The organism is Streptomyces sp. 2323.1, from assembly GCF_900221035.1.
Lineage (GTDB): Bacteria > Actinomycetota > Actinomycetes > Streptomycetales > Streptomycetaceae > Streptomyces > Streptomyces sioyaensis.
In genome coordinates this window covers 6,938,506-6,953,430 of sequence record NZ_LT907981.1, presented here as the reverse complement: position 1 = coordinate 6,953,430, position 14,925 = coordinate 6,938,506, and the positions used below count along the sequence as shown (strand labels likewise).

Below are 14,925 nucleotides of genomic sequence, written 5' to 3'. Positions count from 1 at the left end.
CAGGCCGCGCGATCCCCCTTCCCGGCACCGTGTGGCATATGCCACACCCGCTCGGACAAGGGGCCGCGGCGTGCTGCCGCCGCCCGAGGGATCCCCGCTCCGGATGCCTCCGACGCCGCGCCCCGGCTCCGGGATGTCGTCAGCGCACCGGGGAATCGCCCACATGAGGGTGAAGCGGTCTGAGGCCGGATCTGGCGGGTACCCGTACTGGACACACCGCGGTCCGTTCGGCACCCCTTTTTTCCCCGGCGGGTCCCGTTAGGCTGTGCGCCGTTTCGTACGCCGTGGCCGACGGTCGACGGTCGACATTCCCCAGCCGACAGCAGCACCGAGCCGACAGAAGCGAGGCAGCCTTGTCCTTTCTCACCATCGGACACCGCGGGATGATGGGCGTCGAGCCGGAGAACACCCTGCGTTCCTTCGTCCGCGCCGAGCACGAAGGCCTCGATGTCATCGAACTCGATCTGCATCTGAGCAAGGACGGCTCGCTGGTGGTGATGCACGACGCGGATGTCGACCGGACCACCGACGGCGCCGGCCCGATCTCCGAGCGCACCCTCGCCGAGCTGCGCGAACTCGACGCCGGGCAGGGCGAGCGGATCCCCGTCTTCGAGGAGGTCGTGGAGGCGGTCAAGGCGCCGTTGCAGGCCGAGATCAAGGATGTGGCCGCCGCGCAGGCGCTGGCCGAGGTGATGCGGGCGCGCGATCTGACCGGCCGGGTCGACGTGATCTCCTTCCACGACGAGGCGCTGGCCGCCATCCGCACCCTGCTGCCCGGCGTACGCACCGCCCTGGTCGCCAGCCGTTACGGCGCCGATGTCGTCGACCGTGCCCAGGCCGTCGGGGCGACGATGCTGTCCCTGAACATCCGGCGGCTCACCCTGGAGCTGGTCGAGCGGGCCCACGCCGCCCAGCTGAAGGTCCTGGGCTGGACGGTCAACACCCACGACCAGCTCCGGCTCGCGCGCGGGCTGGGTCTGGACGGCGTGGTGACCGATCTGCCGGAGATCCGGCGGGCGGTGCGCTTCACGGCGTGAGGCGAAACCCCGGCGAGAAGTGGGACGGACTGCGCCGGGTGGTACGAGCCGGCTGGTACGAGCCGGGCCGGCAGCCCGTCGCGCGCCCCGGTGCCCGTCGCCGGCCACCGGAGAAATCCGCAGTTCACAGCGGTGCAACGAACTTCCACCATGCGGACGTTTCCCCCGGTGATCTCGACAGATGGCCTCGCGCACTGCCACTCTCCCGCCATGCGCCTCGCCAACCACCCCCTCCGCCTTGCCACTTGCACCACCGTCGTGCTGCTCGCGGCGGCCGTCGGCTGTGCCCCACAGGACGAGTCCCCCGGTGGCCCACGGGCCGCCGGGCCGGGCACGCAGAGCTGTGACCGCGGCAAACTGCCCACCGTCGCCCGCGGCACGCTCACGGTCGGCACCGACAAGCCCGCCTATGCACCGTGGTTCCACGACGACGACCCGGCGAGCGGCAAGGGCTTCGAATCGGCGGTCGCCTACGCCGTCGCCCGGCAACTGGGCTATGACAAGGGCGCGGTGCACTGGCAGACCGTGCCGTTCAACAACGCCTTCGCGCCCGGTGAGAAGAAGTTCGACTTCGACATCAACCAGGTTTCCATCAGCGCCGCACGCAAACGGGCCGTCGCCTTCTCCTCCGGCTACTACGACGTACGGCAGGCGGTCATCGCGCTGAAGGGCTCCAAGGCCGCGCACGCCAGGAGCATCGCCGATCTCCGTAAGCTCAAACTCGGCGCGCAGGTGGGCAGTACCAGCCTGGACGTCGTCCATGACACCGTCCGGCCGGCGCAGCCCGCGGCCGTCTTCCAGAAGAACGACCTCGCCAAGTCCGCGCTGAAGAACGGTCAGGTCGACGCGATCCTCACCGATCTGCCGACCGCCTTCTACATCACCTCTGCCGAGGTGAAGGACGCCGAGGTGGTCGGGCAGTTCGCGGCCACCGGCGCCGCCGAGGAGCAGTTCGGCCTGGTCCTGGACAAGGAGAGCCGGCTCACCGGGTGTGTGACGGCCGCGGTGGACGCGCTGCGCAAGAACGGCACCCTCGCCGCGCTGGAGAAGAAGTGGCTGACCGACGCGGTGTCCGTTCCGGTGCTCACATGACGTACTCGAAAGGTGTGGTGAAGGGCTCCTCCGGGGAGGGCGGGTACGTGCCCTCGCAGCGGCGGGTCGAGCGGGAGCGCTTCAAGCGGGCCAGGGCCCGGCGTGCGATCGGCGTCGCCGCGCTGAGCACCCTGGTCACCGGCGTCGTCCTGTTCCTCGTGATCACCCGCTCCCCCGGCTGGCCGCGCACCCGGGAGACCTTCTTCAGCGCCGCGTATGCGCGCAAGGCGCTGCCGGAGGTGCTGGACGGGCTGCTGCTGAATCTGCGGCTGCTGGTGGTGTGCGGGGCGGCGGTGCTGGTGCTCGGGCTGCTGCTGGCGGTGGCCCGGACGCTGCGCGGCCCGGTGTTCTTCCCGCTGCGCGCCCTGGCCACCGCCTACACCGACTTCTTCCGCGGGCTGCCGCTGATCATCTGTCTGCTGATGGTGGTCTTCGGTGTGCCGGCGCTGCGGCTCCAGGGGGTGACCACCGATCCGGTGGCGCTCGGCGGCACCGCGCTGGTGCTGACGTACTCGGCGTATGTGGCCGAGGTCTTCCGGGCCGGCATCGAATCGGTGCACCCCTCGCAGCGGGCCGCGGCCCGGTCGCTGGGGCTGAGCAGCGGGCAGACCCTGCGCTTCGTGGTGCTGCCACAGGCGGTGCGGCGGGTGGTGCCGCCGCTGCTGAACGACCTGGTCTCGCTGCAGAAGGACACCGGTCTGGTCTCCATCGCGGGCGCGGTGGACGCGGTCTACGCGGCGCAGATCATCGCCGGCAAGGACTTCAACTTCACGCCGTACGTGGTGGCCGGTCTCGTCTTCGTCGCGCTGACGATCCCGATGACGCGCGGCACGGACTGGATCACGGCCCGCATGGACCGCAAGCGCGCCCAGGGAGGCCTGGTATGAGCACGACCGACGACACCCCGCGGCCGGCCGACGGGGCCGTCGGGCAAGAGGCGCCCGGCGACGGCCCGGTGCTGCGGCTGGAGTCCGTGCGCAAGACGTACGGCCGGGGCACGGTCGTGCTGCGGGATGTGGACCTCGCGGTCCCCGCGCACACCGTGACCACCCTGATCGGCGCCTCGGGGTCGGGCAAGTCCACGCTGCTGCGCTGCGCGAACCTGCTGGAGGAGATCGACGACGGGGCGATCTTCCTGGACGGCGCGGAGATCACCGATCCGCGGATCGACGCGGACGCCGTGCGCCGCCGGATCGGCGTGGTCTTCCAGGCCTACAACCTCTTCCCGCACATGACCGTGCTGGACAACATCACGCTGGCGCCCCGCCGGGTGCACGGGGTGCCGCGTGCGGAGGCCGAGGCGCGGGCCCGCGAGCTGCTGGAGCGGCTCGGGCTCGGCGGGCGGGCCGGTGAGTACCCGGACCGGCTCAGCGGCGGCCAGCAGCAGCGGGTGGCGATCGTCCGCGCCCTGGCCGGGCGGCCCCGGCTGCTCCTGCTGGACGAGATCACCGCGGCGCTCGACCCGGAGCTGGTCGGCGAGGTGCTCGGCGTCGTCCGCGATCTGAAGGAGGAGGGGATGACGATGGTGATCGCCACGCATGAGATGGGCTTTGCGCGGGAGGTCGCCGACCAGGTGTGCTTCCTGGACGGCGGGGTGGTGGTGGAACGCGGCGCGCCCGAGCAGGTCTTCGGGGACCCGCAGCACGACCGCACCCGGCAGTTCCTGCGGCGGATCATCCAGGCGGGACGGCTGTGAGCGCCGGCCGGGACCGGCCGGCCGCGCGCCCGTGGGGCCTGTCCACCGGACCGACACGCCCTGGTCGAGCGACTTGATCAGCAGCTCGAACTCCAGGTCGGGGCGCTGCGGGATGCCGAACCGCTCATCGCCGTACGGGAACGGGGTGAGCTGCCCGGTGCGCCGGTAGCCGCGGCGCTCGTACCAGGCGATCAGTTCGCCGTCCCGCTCGGCGATCAGCAGCCGGCCGTCCGTTTTGCGCACCACGGCACGCACGCCGTCCGGGTCGGTGGTGCACGGGCCGCGCCCGGCCGCAGGCCGTAGGGTCCTGGCATGGTGCACGTACTGAGCAGCAGGATGCTGTTGCGGCCGTCCGACCCCGAGCGGTCGCGGGCGTTCTACGGCGAGGCGCTGGGGCTGGAGATCTACCGGGAATTCGGTACCGGGCCCGAACGCGGCACGGTCTACTTCCTGGGCGGTGGCTTCCTGGAGGTCTCCGGCCGCGCCGCGGATCCGGCCACGGACACCCTCCAGTTGTGGCTCCAGGTGGCGGACGCGGCCGCCGCACACGAAGAACTGCGGGCCCATGGCGTCGAGGTGCTGCGGCCGCCCGTGCAGGAGCCGTGGGGCCTCATCGAGATGTGGATCGCCGATCCGGACGGCCACCGGATCGTGCTGACGCAGGTCCCGGCGGACCATCCGCTGCGCTACCGCCCCTGAGGCCTGTCCGTCGGATCGGGGCCGGACGGTCCGCGGCCCAGGATGACGCACCTACCCCAGTACCCGCGCCCCCCGTGCGTCCGTGCGCTCCCGTGTGCGGGGCGCCGGACGGGAATCCTGCCCCCGTTGCGTACGGGTGCAAGGGGAGGTGCTCGGTGCACGGACCACCGTGGGTCGGCTGGCCGCTGGTGCTGCTGTGCGCCGCGGCCGGCGCGTACTGCCTGGTGCGGTCGCGTACCGGCCCGGCCGCCGAGCGGGGTGCGGCGCGCGGTGAGGGGCTGATGGCGCTGGGGACGGCGGCGATGGCGTGGCCCGCCGCGGCGCCCCCGGCGTGGTCGCCGTGGCTGTTCACCGCGGTGTTCGGGGCGGCGGGGCTGTGGGCGCTGGCCCGGCGCCATCTGCATCATGCGGTGGGTGCGGGGGCCATGGCGTACATGGCGCTCGCGATGGAGCTGCCCCCCGGGCAGGGGGGTCCGGCCGGACACCTGGACGGGATGGGCCGGGCGGCCGGGATGAGCGCGATGGGGCACCCGGCGCCGGGCGGAGTGCCGTTGCTGACCGGGCTGTTGCTCGTCTACTTCACGGTGTACGTGATCGGGGCGGGCGTCCGGCTGGCGCCGGCGGCGGTTGCCACGGTGCCGGACGGGCCGGCGGTGGGCGCCGGGCCGACCGGGGTGTTGCGGGCCTGCCGGGTGGCGATGGGGATCGGCATGCTGGCGATGCTGCTGGCGCTGTGAACTGCGGCGATGCCTGCCGCCCGGGTCGTGCGCCGGCCGCGGGCCGGGCCGCCGTTCACATCCGTTGCGCGGGTGGCATACGTCACTTCCGGCTCGCGCCCGTACCAACGGGTAGCCGCCCGCTCATAGGCTGACGCCATGATGGTCCCCCTCGCGCTGATGATTCTCGGCGTGCTGGCCGCGGCAATGGCGCCGCGGCTGATGGCCCGTTCCGACTGGCCCGACCGTGAGCCGGTGCTCGCGCTGTGGGTGTGGCAGTGCGTCGTCGCCGGTGTCCTGCTGTGCGCTCTGCTCGCGATGTCGCTGAGCGCGGCCGCCGCCTGGGAGTCCGTCCGCAGCCCGGTGTTCGGGTTCGCCCCGCATGTGGTCGTCGAGGCGTATGCGCTCAACAGGTACGGGCCCTGGGCCGGGGCGCTGGCCCTCCTGCTGGCGGGGGGCGGCGCCTGGACCGCCGTCACGTTGACCCGTGAGGTGCGGGCGGCACGCGCCCGCCGCCGGCAGCGCCGCGCCGAACTCCTGCGCCGCTCGCCGCTGCTGCCCGGTGAGGAGCCGGCCGGGGAGCGTCTGGTCGTCCTGGAGGGCGACCGCCCGGAGGCCTGGTGGTTGCAGCACTCCTCACCCCAACTGGTCATCACCACCTCGGTGTTGCGGCGACTGAAGGGCCGTCAGCTCGATGCGCTGATCGCCCACGAGCAGGGCCATGCGCGGGCCCGGCACGACCTCCTGCTGCACTGCGCCGCGGCGCTGGCCGTCGGCTTTCCGCAGATCCCGGTCTTCGCCGCGTTCCGCGACCAGGTGCACCGGCTGGTCGAGCTGGCCGCCGACGATGTGGCCTCGCGCCGCTTCGGCCGGCTGACGTTCGCGCTGGCACTGGTCGAGCTCAACGAGGACCGCGGGGTGTTCGGCCCGTGCCCGTCCCAACTGGCCCAGGTGCCGGAGCGGGTGGACCGGCTGCTGTCCCCCGCGCCCCGTTTCACCCCCGGCCGACGGCTGCGGATGACGGCGGTGGCCGCGCTGGTGCCGGCGGTGCCGCTGCTGGTGACCTTCATTCCCGGGCTGCGTGCACTGACGTAGGGCCCTCGCACCCGGCGCCCGGTGTAGGTGAGGATCGTCGCATGCCCACCACGCCGCCTCCCGCTGCCCGGACGTCCGCCGTGGACGGCGAGCGCCGCGCCGTATCCGTCCCGCCGCGCCCCGCGGTCGCCGCTGCCCTGCTGTGCACCGTCCTCTTCGGCCTGCTGCTCACCCTCGTCGTGCTGCGCTGGGGCCCGCTGATCTCCCTGGACACGGACCTGGCCGGGGCACTGCACCGTACGGCCGTCGCCGCGCCCGGCTGGACCCACCGCAACCGGGTGCTCAGCGACTGGGTGTGGGACCCGTGGACGATGCGGGCGGTGCTGGCGGTGGCGGTCGGGCTGCTGCTGCGGCGCGGGGAGCGGCTGCTCGCCGCCTGGGTGGCGGCCACCTCGCTGGTGGGTACCGGCCTCCAGCAGGCGGTGAAGGCGCTGGTCGGCAGGGAACGCCCCGTCTGGCCGGACCCGGTGGACTCCGCGGGCTATGCCGCCTTCCCCTCGGGGCACGCACTGTCCGCGATGGTCGCCGGCGGCCTGGTGCTGTGGCTGCTGCGGCTGCACGGAATGCCACGGCGGTGGCAGTGGGCGGCCCGGGCGGTGGTGGCGGTCTCGGTCGTCGGCGTCGGCTTCACCCGGGTGTTCCTGGGGGTGCACTGGGCGTCGGATGTCGTCGGGGGCTGGCTGCTGGGCGGCGCCGTGGTGGCGGGGTCGGTGGCGGCGTACCACGCGTATCCGGCCGGGCGGGATCGACCCGGCTGCGCGCACGGGACAGGATGGCGGTCATGACGACGATCAAAGGTGTGCTCTTCGACTTCTCCGGGACCCTGCTGCACATCGAGCCCGCCGAGTCCTGGCTGCGCGCGGCGCTGGCCGCGTCCGGCACGGCCATGGACGAGGCCGAGCTCGCCCGCCGGGCGGCCGCACTGGAACGGGCCGGTGCGCTGCCCGGCGGCGCCCCGCCCGTCGAGATCCCTGCCGATCTGGCCGGGCAGTGGGAGATCCGCGACCGCGACGCCCGCCTCCACCGCGCGGTGTACACCGGACTGGCCCGCCAAGTGCCGCTCCCCGCACCGGAGTTGTACGACGCGCTCTATGAGCGTCACAAGACCGCGCAGGCCTGGCGGCCCTACCCCGATGCCGCCGAGGTGCTGGCGGAGCTGCACCGGCGCGGCATCCGGATCGGCGTCCTGAGCAACATCGGCTGGGACCTGCGGCCGGTGCTGCGCACCCACGGCCTGGACCGCTATGTCGACACCTGCGTGCTGTCCTGCGAACACGGCCTGCAAAAGCCCGATCCGCAGCTCTTCGCCCTCGCCTGCCGGGAGTTGGGGCTCGCCCCGTCCGACGTCCTGATGGTGGGTGACGACCGTACGGCGGACGGCGGCGCGACGGCGGTGGGCTGCGCCTTCCTGCCGGTGGAGCATCTGCCGGCGGACGGGCGTCCGGACGGTCTGCGGCCGGTGCTGGGCCTGGTGGGCTGAGGCTTCGGTGCGGGCGGGGTCAGTCCGCCGCCCGCAGCGCGAGCCACTCCTGGAGTTCGACGAGGTTCCCCTCGGGGTCCTTGAGGTGGGCGACCCGCATCCGGTCCGTCATCGGGGCCGGGCCGTGGGCGAGCACGGCGCCGCGGCCGGTGAGCTGGGTGCAGTAGGCATCGAGGTCGTCGACCCGCAGGACGACGAGGGACCGGTATCCGGCCGGCGCGGTCGCCAGCTCGCCGAGGACCTGGGCCATCTGCGCGCGGTCCTGCAGCGCGATGCCTGCCGGACCGCCGTCACCGGTGAACTTCGCATACGGCCCGTCCGGGGCCTCGAACTGCGGCGTGAGCCCCAGCACGTCCCGGTAGAAGCGGTAGCAGCCGCGGAAGTCGGTGACGAGCAGACGGACTTGGGCGAGTTCCATCGATACCCCCGGGTGATGGGCAACTGCGTACGGAGCGACGCTACTGCGTCGCCGGGAGCGCCCGTGCGCCGGCTCCGGCCGGAAAAACGGAACCGCCCCGGCCGGCGGGTGCCGGCCGGGGCGGAAGGGCCTTCCGCTGCTTCGCGTCAGCTGAGGGTCGCGAGGGCCTGGTTGAAGGTGGCCGACGGGCGCATGACCGCCGAGGCCTTCGCGACGGCGGGCTGGTAGTAGCCGCCGATGTCGGCCGGCGAGCCCTGCACCGCGATCAGCTCGTCGACGATGGCCTGCTCCTGCTCGGACAGCGTCTTGGCGAGCGCCGCGAACGCCTCCGCGAGCTGGGCGTCCTCGGTCTGCTTGGCCAGCTCCTGCGCCCAGTACAGCGCGAGGTAGAAGTGGCTGCCGCGATTGTCGATGCCGCCGAGCTTGCGGCTGGGCGACTTGTTCTCGTTGAGGAAGCTGCCGGTGGCGCGGTCGAGGGTGTCCGCGAGCACCTGGGCGCGCGCGTTGCCCGTCTTCTGCGCGAGGTGCTCGAAGCTGACCGCGAGGGCGAGGAACTCACCCAGGCTGTCCCAGCGCAGGTAGTTCTCCTTGACCAGCTGCTGGACGTGCTTGGGCGCGGAGCCGCCGGCACCGGTCTCGAACAGTCCGCCGCCGTTCATCAGCGGGACGACGGAGAGCATCTTGGCGCTGGTGCCCAGCTCCAGGATCGGGAACAGGTCGGTCAGGTAGTCACGCAGCACGTTGCCGGTGACCGAGATCGTGTTCTCGCCGCGGCGGATGCGGTCGAGGGAGAACTTGATCGCGTGGACCGGCGCCATGATCTCGATCTGCAGGCCCTCGGTGTCGTGCTCGGCGAGGTAGGTCTTGACCTTCTTGATCAGCTGCGCGTCGTGGGCGCGGTCCTCGTCGAGCCAGAACACGGCCGGGTCGCCGGTCGCCCGGGCGCGGGTGACGGCGAGCTTGACCCAGTCACGGATCGGCAGGTCCTTGGTCTGGCACATACGGAAGATGTCGCCGGCGCCCACGGCCTGCTCCAGCACGACGTTGCCGGCCTCGTCGAGGACCCGCACGGTGCCCGTGGTCGGGATCTCGAAGGTCTTGTCGTGGCTGCCGTACTCCTCGGCCTTCTGCGCCATCAGGCCGACGTTGGGCACCGAGCCCATCGTCGACGGGTCGTAGGCGCCGTTGGCACGGCAGTCGTCGATGACGACCTGGTAGATGCCGGCGTAGCTGCTGTCGGGGAGCACCGCGAGGGTGTCGGCCTCCTCGCCGTCCGGGCCCCACATGTGGCCGGAGGTGCGGATCATGGCCGGCATGGAGGCGTCGACGATGACATCGCTCGGCACGTGCAGGTTGGTGATGCCGCGGTCGGAGTCGACCATGGCGAGCTCCGGGCCCTCGGTGAGCTCGGCGTCGAAGGACGCCTTGATCTCGGCACCGTTGGGCAGCGACTCCAGGCCCTTGTAGATGCCGCCGAGGCCGTCGTTCGGGGTCAGGCCCGCGGCGGCGAGCGACTCGCCGTACTGGGCGAAGGTCTTCGGGAAGAAGGCGCGGACCACGTGGCCGAAGATGATCGGGTCGGAGACCTTCATCATCGTGGCCTTGAGGTGCACCGAGAACAGCACGCCCTCGGCCTTGGCGCGGGCGACCTGCGCGGTGAGGAACTCGCGCAGCGCGGCCACGCGCATCACGGACGCGTCGACGACCTCGCCCGCGAGGACCGGTACCGACTCGCGCAGCACGGTGGTGCTGCCGTCGTCGCCGGACAGTTCGATGCGCAGGGAGCCGGCGTCGGCGATGACCGCGGACTTCTCGGTGGAGCGGAAGTCGTCGGTGTCCATGTGCACGACGTTCGTCTTCGAACCGGACGTCCAGGCGCCCATCCGGTGCGGGTGCGCCTTGGCGTAGTTCTTCACCGACGCGGGGGCGCGGCGGTCGGAGTTGCCCTCACGCAGGACCGGGTTGACGGCGCTGCCCTTGATCTTGTCGTAACGGGCGCGGATGTCCCGCTCCTCGTCGGTCTTCGGGTCGTCCGGGTAGGCCGGGAGCGCGTAGCCCTGCTCCTGGAGCTCGGCGATGGCCGCCTTGAGCTGCGGAATCGAGGCCGAGATGTTCGGCAGCTTGATGATGTTCGCCGCGGGAGTCTTGGCCAGCTCACCGAGTTCGGCGAGGGCGTCGTCGATCCGCTGGCCCTCCTCCAGGTGCTCGGGGAAGCTCGCGATGATGCGACCGGCCAGGGAGATGTCGCGGGTCTCCACGCTGACGCCGGCCGTCGAGGCGTATGCCTGGATCACCGGCAAGAACGAATACGTCGCCAGGGCCGGGGCCTCGTCAGTGTGGGTGTAGATGATGGTCGAGTCAGTCACCGGGTGCTCCGCTCCACGTCTGCAACATTGCTCGACATCAAGATATCTCGTGGGCGGCTCCCGCTCGACATGACCCCGCCACGGGCAAATCCGGAGGAATCCATTCCGAACGGTTTCGGCCGGTGCATTTCGTTTTCCCTTCAGCCGGCCTGCACGTCGGGCCCGAGCGCGCCTGCTGGTGGGCGGCCCCCGGGAGCCGCCCACCAGCAGGCAACCACTCAGCCCACCTTCGTCCACCGCCGGCAGCCGTTGGTCTCGAATATCTCGCCCTTGATGACGGTGACGCGGGCCGGGCCCCGGGGTGTGCCGTGGGCGATGATGCTGCCCGTCTCACCGCTGGAGTCCTTCGCGCGCGCCCAGTGGCACAGCGGTATGTCGGACGCGGCGGGGCCGCCGGTCCGGTACGTACCGGCCGCGATACCCTCCCCCACCCGATAGCTGCCCTGTCCGACCGTGGTGCCGGGCCCCGCGACGGCCGGCTTCCCGGCAGCCTTCTCCGGCTTCCCCACCGAGGCCTGGACCGGCTTGGCGGTGAAGGGGGCCGTCACCGTGGGGGCCGGCTGCGCCCCGGGCTTTCTGTCGCCGCTGCCGTCACCTGCGACGGCCGCGCCGAGCCCGATCACGGTGCACGCACACACCGCCCCCACTGCGATCTTGAGGGCGGCGTGCTCGTTCCGCGGCGGCCGGCCGGCCGGCGGGACGACGAAGGAGTGCGGCTGCCGACCGAAGGACGCGGGCTGCTGTTGTGAGTGCGACATGAACAATCCCCCAGCATCTGTGATGGTGTGGTGAAGACCGCTCAATGCCGTTGAAGGTTGTACGGAAGTCCCGGACGGCCCGTCGCCCTGGGTACATGCCCCCAGGAGGACGGGCCCTCCCCCAGCCCGCGGGCCCGGCCGGCCCCTCAGACGCTCTCGTGGCGACCGTTCATGAAGACGTGCCGGACGCGACGGAGGGCGGCCAGGTCGTGCAGCGGGTTGCCGTCGACGACGAGGAGGTCGGCGCGCAGGCCGGGGCGGAGGGCGCCGGTGTCGGTCAGCCCCAGGGCGCGGGCGGCGTTGACGGTGGCCATATCGAGAACGTCGGCAGGGGTGAAGTCCAGGGAGGCGAAGAATTCGAGCATGCCGACGTAGTCGCCGAACCGCGCTCCCGGCACACCGGCGTCGGTGCCGGCGATGAACCGGACACCGGCCTCCCGCATGTCGCGGATGACCGTGGCCATCGACTCGGCGCGGTCGGGGCCGAGTTGCTGGAGGAACAGCTGCCAGTCCCCGGAGATACAGCGGCAGACGGCGATGTCGTTCTCGATGATGCGGCGAGTGACCTCCGGGTCGTAGGTGACGCCGTCGGCGGTGCGCCAGGAACAGTGTTCAAGGGTCCGGACGCCGGCTTCCACGCAGTCGGCGATGGCGGCGGTGCCGTGGGCGTGTGCCGCCACCTCCAGGCCGTGGCGAGCGGCCTCTTCGACGATCAGGCGCAGTTGGGCGCGGGTGAACTGCGATTCCCACATCCGCGGGCCGCCGGGGGTGAGGGCGCCGCCGGAGGCCATCACCTTGATCAGGTCGGCTCCGGCCGCCGCGTTGCGGGCGATCTGCCGGCGGATGTCGTCGTCGGTGGTGACTCCCCCGCCGAGAAATCCACAGTGGCCACCGGGCAGGGTCAGGGGTGCGGTCGCGGCGAGAGTGCGCGGCCCGGCCGTCCTCCCGGACGCGATGGACGCGCGCAGCTCAATGGTGAGGGCGTCGCGGTCGCCGAGGTCCCGTACGGTCGTCACCCCGGCGGCCAGCAGCTGTCCGGCGCGGTCCGCCATGGCGGCGGCGAGCTCGTCCGGGGCGGCCTCGGCCACCGCGCGCACCGGGTCCGGGCCCGCGTCGAAGGCGAGGTGGACATGGCAGTCGATCAGCCCGGGCAGCACCGTGGCCCCCGGGCAGTGCAGGCGCCGCACGCCCGGATCCACCGTCGCCGCCAGCTCGGCCGCGGTACCGACAGCGGTGATCACGCCGGCGTCGACGAGTACGGCGCCGTCGCGGATCTCCTGGTCCGCATGTCCGGTGAGGACCAGGTCAGCGGTTATCAGTACCTTGTTCACGGTGTCCTTTCGCATAAGCACGGGAGACGGCGACGAGTTCGCGGGCTTCGGCGCCCAGGTCATTGCCGGAAGGGGAGGCGATGCGGGTGGCGGAAAAGGCCGTATCGGGATCCTCGGTGACCGGCTTCAGCGCGAGCGCCTCGGCGATGTGCCGGGCCAGTTGATCGGCCGGGCCGCGGGCGAGATCGGCATCGGGAGCGACGCGTGCCAAATAGGGGCTCAGCCGCACCAGTCCGTCGCGGCATTCGATGAGCCGGCGGTAGAACCGCTCGTGGGTGCGGCGGAGCCGGAAGCGACGCCACCTGGAACCGCTCGGCTCGACGTTCAGGACGAGTTCCGGATAAGCCGTGGCGAGGGCGGTCCACAAGGGGGTGAGCTCGCGGTACATACGGCGGTGGTACACAACTGACCGCAGATGCGCGGCTACTTGCATGCCTGCGGAATAGGTCAGCCCGAGCAGGACGATGCCCAGTGCCCAGTCGGTCATCGACCAGTTCACGGTGTTGAACGCCTGATGCCCCCCGGGAGCGTCGATGCGCAGAAAGACCCAGACGACCCGATTGACCGAGGTGACCGCCAGCACGAACAGGCCGAGCGCCATGACCCGCAGGCCGAACGCCAGGTGCCGGGTCGCCAGGCGCGCATAGCGCAACGCCCAGCGCGCCGGGGTGAGATAGGCGTAGACGAAATAGGCATTGCCGATGACGTAGAACGCGGCGATGGCCGGCTGTGTCATGTCCGCAGTGGTCAAGGTGTGACCGCGCAGCGCCGGCGGCGTCGCGATCATGTCGATGACCAGGGCGGTCAGGACACCGGCGAGCAGGCCGGCGTGGAGGCGGACCCGGCGCCGACGGGCCCTGTCCGGGCCGGACAGGGAGAACAGGAAGACCAGGATGAGCGCGCCGAGGCCGGACATGTAGACCGCATTGAACGCGACCTTTCCGACTCCGAGGGCCGTGGCGGAATCGACCGCGAGGGTGGCGCCGGGAAAGCTGAGGATTTGCCCGGCGGCCAGCAGGAGCAGGCAGGCGACCAGAAGGCGCAGCACCCGGTCCCGTGGCGCGCGGGTCAGGTCGACGATCTTCCATATCGCCCCGACGATCAGCATCAGGGTCACTGGCTGTTGGAAGATTACGTCCACCCCCAGCGGGGGTTCAGCGCCGAACGAAGGGGGCCCAGCGCGGAATCCTCAGGGGTGCGCGGGGTGGCGTAGTCGATGACCACCGCCCACTCCTGGATGATGGTCGCGACCAGTTCGGCCTCGCGTTCATAGTCCTCGGTGTAGCAGGTGCGGCGAAATCCCCGGGGGACCTCGTCGCGGGGGTAATCCGGACCGAGATCCGGCAGTTCTTCGTCCGAACCACCGTCGTCCTGGTGGTCGGCGAGGATATGGCCGATCTCGTGCAGGATGATGTGGTCCTGATGTACGCGGGTCGTTTCCTCTTGGTAGAAAATGCACTCCTCGTGCGGCCGGGACATCCACACCCCGAACGGGCCGGGTATCGGCAGCGCCCAGGGAATCAACCGTATGGGTTTTCCCCGGAATTCACCGAGCCGGCGGCATAACTCGTACACCTCCAGCGGAGGCTGAATGTCGAGTTGCCGCAGCAGATGCTTGCAAGAGCGGCGGAGTTCGCGTTCGCGTACGGCCACGGCGTCCTTTCTCACGCCCCGGCGCCGTTGCCGGGGGTCCCGTCCTCATCGAATGTCTCGATCATCTTGAGCAGTTGCTCGCGCATCGCCGGCGTCATCGCGCCCGCCCGCATCGCGATCTTCCGCACCTGATGACCGGCGAGCCGTTCGCGCAACAGCGCGTCCTCGGGGTCCTCTTGGGCGACCAGGCACTGGACCGTGATCGGGCGCGACTCCGGCTCGCGGTGGTCGTCGAAGAACTTCGCCAGCCCCTCCAGGACGCTGAGCGTCGGGTTGGTGTGCGACCCGTTGCGCAGCATGGCCAGATAACTCCGCGACAGCGTCGCCGGGTGCGACGGATCGGCGGTCACCGCCTTGGCCACTTCGGCAGTGGAGTATTCCCGCTGCCGGCCATGGGCATCGGTCCACCGCACCCTCGCGAACAATGCGTTCAGCCGCTCGGCCAGCGACGTTCCGCTGCCTCGGCCAGCTTCTCCCACCATGCCCACGCTCCCCGGCCGGACCCGCCCGTCATCCCCTGTGTCAGCACTGTGTAGTAACTGATTGGCCACTACACAAGACTACTTGACCCTCCACTCCACAGA

Annotated in this window: 16 protein-coding genes and 1 pseudogene; 9 read left to right on the top strand and 8 right to left on the bottom strand. The window is 71.4% G+C overall.

What is annotated here, in order from left to right:
- Window positions 1–353: 353 nt before the first annotated feature.
- The 4 genes from CPH93_RS30020 to CPH93_RS30005 all read left to right on the top strand — a co-directional run bounded on the left by CPH93_RS30020 (window position 354) and on the right by CPH93_RS30005 (window position 3,825).
- On the top strand, window positions 354–1,037 hold the full coding sequence (locus CPH93_RS30020) for a glycerophosphodiester phosphodiesterase (protein WP_093482129.1): 684 nt from the start codon (window positions 354–356) through the stop codon (window positions 1,035–1,037).
- A gap of 210 nt (window positions 1,038–1,247) precedes the next feature.
- Window positions 1,248–2,129 (top strand): ABC transporter substrate-binding protein, encoded by an 882-nt coding sequence (locus CPH93_RS30015; protein WP_096214628.1) that lies wholly within the window; start codon window positions 1,248–1,250, stop codon window positions 2,127–2,129.
- Window positions 2,126–3,016, top strand: a complete 891-nt coding sequence (locus CPH93_RS30010) for an amino acid ABC transporter permease (protein WP_093482131.1) — start codon at window positions 2,126–2,128, stop codon at window positions 3,014–3,016. The genes CPH93_RS30015 and CPH93_RS30010 overlap by 4 nt, the downstream gene beginning before the upstream one ends.
- Window positions 3,013–3,825, top strand: coding sequence for an amino acid ABC transporter ATP-binding protein (locus CPH93_RS30005; RefSeq protein WP_231977004.1), 813 nt, complete (start codon window positions 3,013–3,015; stop codon window positions 3,823–3,825). Before CPH93_RS30010 ends, CPH93_RS30005 begins: the two co-directional genes overlap by 4 nt.
- Window positions 3,826–3,888: 63 nt before the next feature.
- Here CPH93_RS30005 and CPH93_RS37040 read toward each other — a convergent pair.
- Window positions 3,889–4,023, bottom strand: a pseudogene (locus tag CPH93_RS37040) (GNAT family N-acetyltransferase); the annotation flags it as partial.
- Window positions 4,024–4,137: 114 nt separating this feature from the next.
- Between CPH93_RS37040 and CPH93_RS29995 the strand changes: the two are divergent.
- From CPH93_RS29995 to CPH93_RS29975, 5 genes are all read left to right on the top strand, one after another.
- Window positions 4,138–4,524: a VOC family protein gene (locus tag CPH93_RS29995; protein WP_096214627.1), complete on the top strand. Its 387-nt coding sequence runs from the start codon at window positions 4,138–4,140 to the stop codon at window positions 4,522–4,524.
- Between the two features lie 155 nt (window positions 4,525–4,679).
- On the top strand, window positions 4,680–5,261 hold the full coding sequence (locus tag CPH93_RS29990; protein ID WP_096214626.1) for a DUF5134 domain-containing protein: 582 nt from the start codon (window positions 4,680–4,682) through the stop codon (window positions 5,259–5,261).
- Window positions 5,262–5,399: 138 nt separating this feature from the next.
- Window positions 5,400–6,335, top strand: a complete 936-nt coding sequence (locus tag CPH93_RS29985; RefSeq protein WP_096214625.1) for a M56 family metallopeptidase — start codon at window positions 5,400–5,402, stop codon at window positions 6,333–6,335.
- Between the two features lie 41 nt (window positions 6,336–6,376).
- Window positions 6,377–7,120, top strand: a complete 744-nt coding sequence (locus tag CPH93_RS29980) for a phosphatase PAP2 family protein (protein ID WP_096214624.1) — start codon at window positions 6,377–6,379, stop codon at window positions 7,118–7,120.
- A complete protein-coding gene (locus tag CPH93_RS29975; protein ID WP_096214623.1) occupies window positions 7,108–7,815 on the top strand; it encodes an HAD family hydrolase in 708 nt (235 codons plus the stop codon). Before CPH93_RS29980 ends, CPH93_RS29975 begins: the two co-directional genes overlap by 13 nt.
- Window positions 7,816–7,834: 19 nt before the next feature.
- Here the strand turns inward: CPH93_RS29975 and CPH93_RS29970 are convergent, their stop codons facing one another.
- The 7 genes from CPH93_RS29970 to CPH93_RS29940 form a co-directional block, all read right to left on the bottom strand.
- The gene (locus tag CPH93_RS29970; RefSeq protein WP_096214622.1) at window positions 7,835–8,233 is read right to left on the bottom strand and encodes a VOC family protein; all 399 of its coding nucleotides are present in this window, start codon (window positions 8,231–8,233) and stop codon (window positions 7,835–7,837) included.
- Window positions 8,234–8,379: 146 nt separating this feature from the next.
- A complete protein-coding gene (locus CPH93_RS29965; RefSeq protein ID WP_096214621.1) occupies window positions 8,380–10,599 on the bottom strand; it encodes an NADP-dependent isocitrate dehydrogenase in 2,220 nt (739 codons plus the stop codon).
- A gap of 218 nt (window positions 10,600–10,817) precedes the next feature.
- Entirely contained in the window at window positions 10,818–11,357 is a 540-nt protein-coding gene (locus CPH93_RS29960; protein ID WP_096215647.1) for a hypothetical protein, read from the bottom strand.
- A 146-nt stretch (window positions 11,358–11,503) separates the two neighbouring features.
- Entirely contained in the window at window positions 11,504–12,688 is a 1,185-nt protein-coding gene (locus CPH93_RS29955) for an amidohydrolase family protein (protein WP_096214620.1), read from the bottom strand.
- Window positions 12,663–13,796, bottom strand: a complete 1,134-nt coding sequence (locus tag CPH93_RS29950) for an MAB_1171c family putative transporter (protein ID WP_173910022.1) — start codon at window positions 13,794–13,796, stop codon at window positions 12,663–12,665. The genes CPH93_RS29955 and CPH93_RS29950 overlap by 26 nt, the downstream gene beginning before the upstream one ends.
- A gap of 23 nt (window positions 13,797–13,819) precedes the next feature.
- Entirely contained in the window at window positions 13,820–14,356 is a 537-nt protein-coding gene (locus tag CPH93_RS29945; RefSeq protein ID WP_231977003.1) for a hypothetical protein, read from the bottom strand.
- Window positions 14,353–14,823, bottom strand: a complete 471-nt coding sequence (locus tag CPH93_RS29940) for a hypothetical protein (RefSeq protein WP_231977002.1) — start codon at window positions 14,821–14,823, stop codon at window positions 14,353–14,355. Before CPH93_RS29940 ends, CPH93_RS29945 begins: the two co-directional genes overlap by 4 nt.
- Window positions 14,824–14,925: the final 102 nt, after the last annotated feature.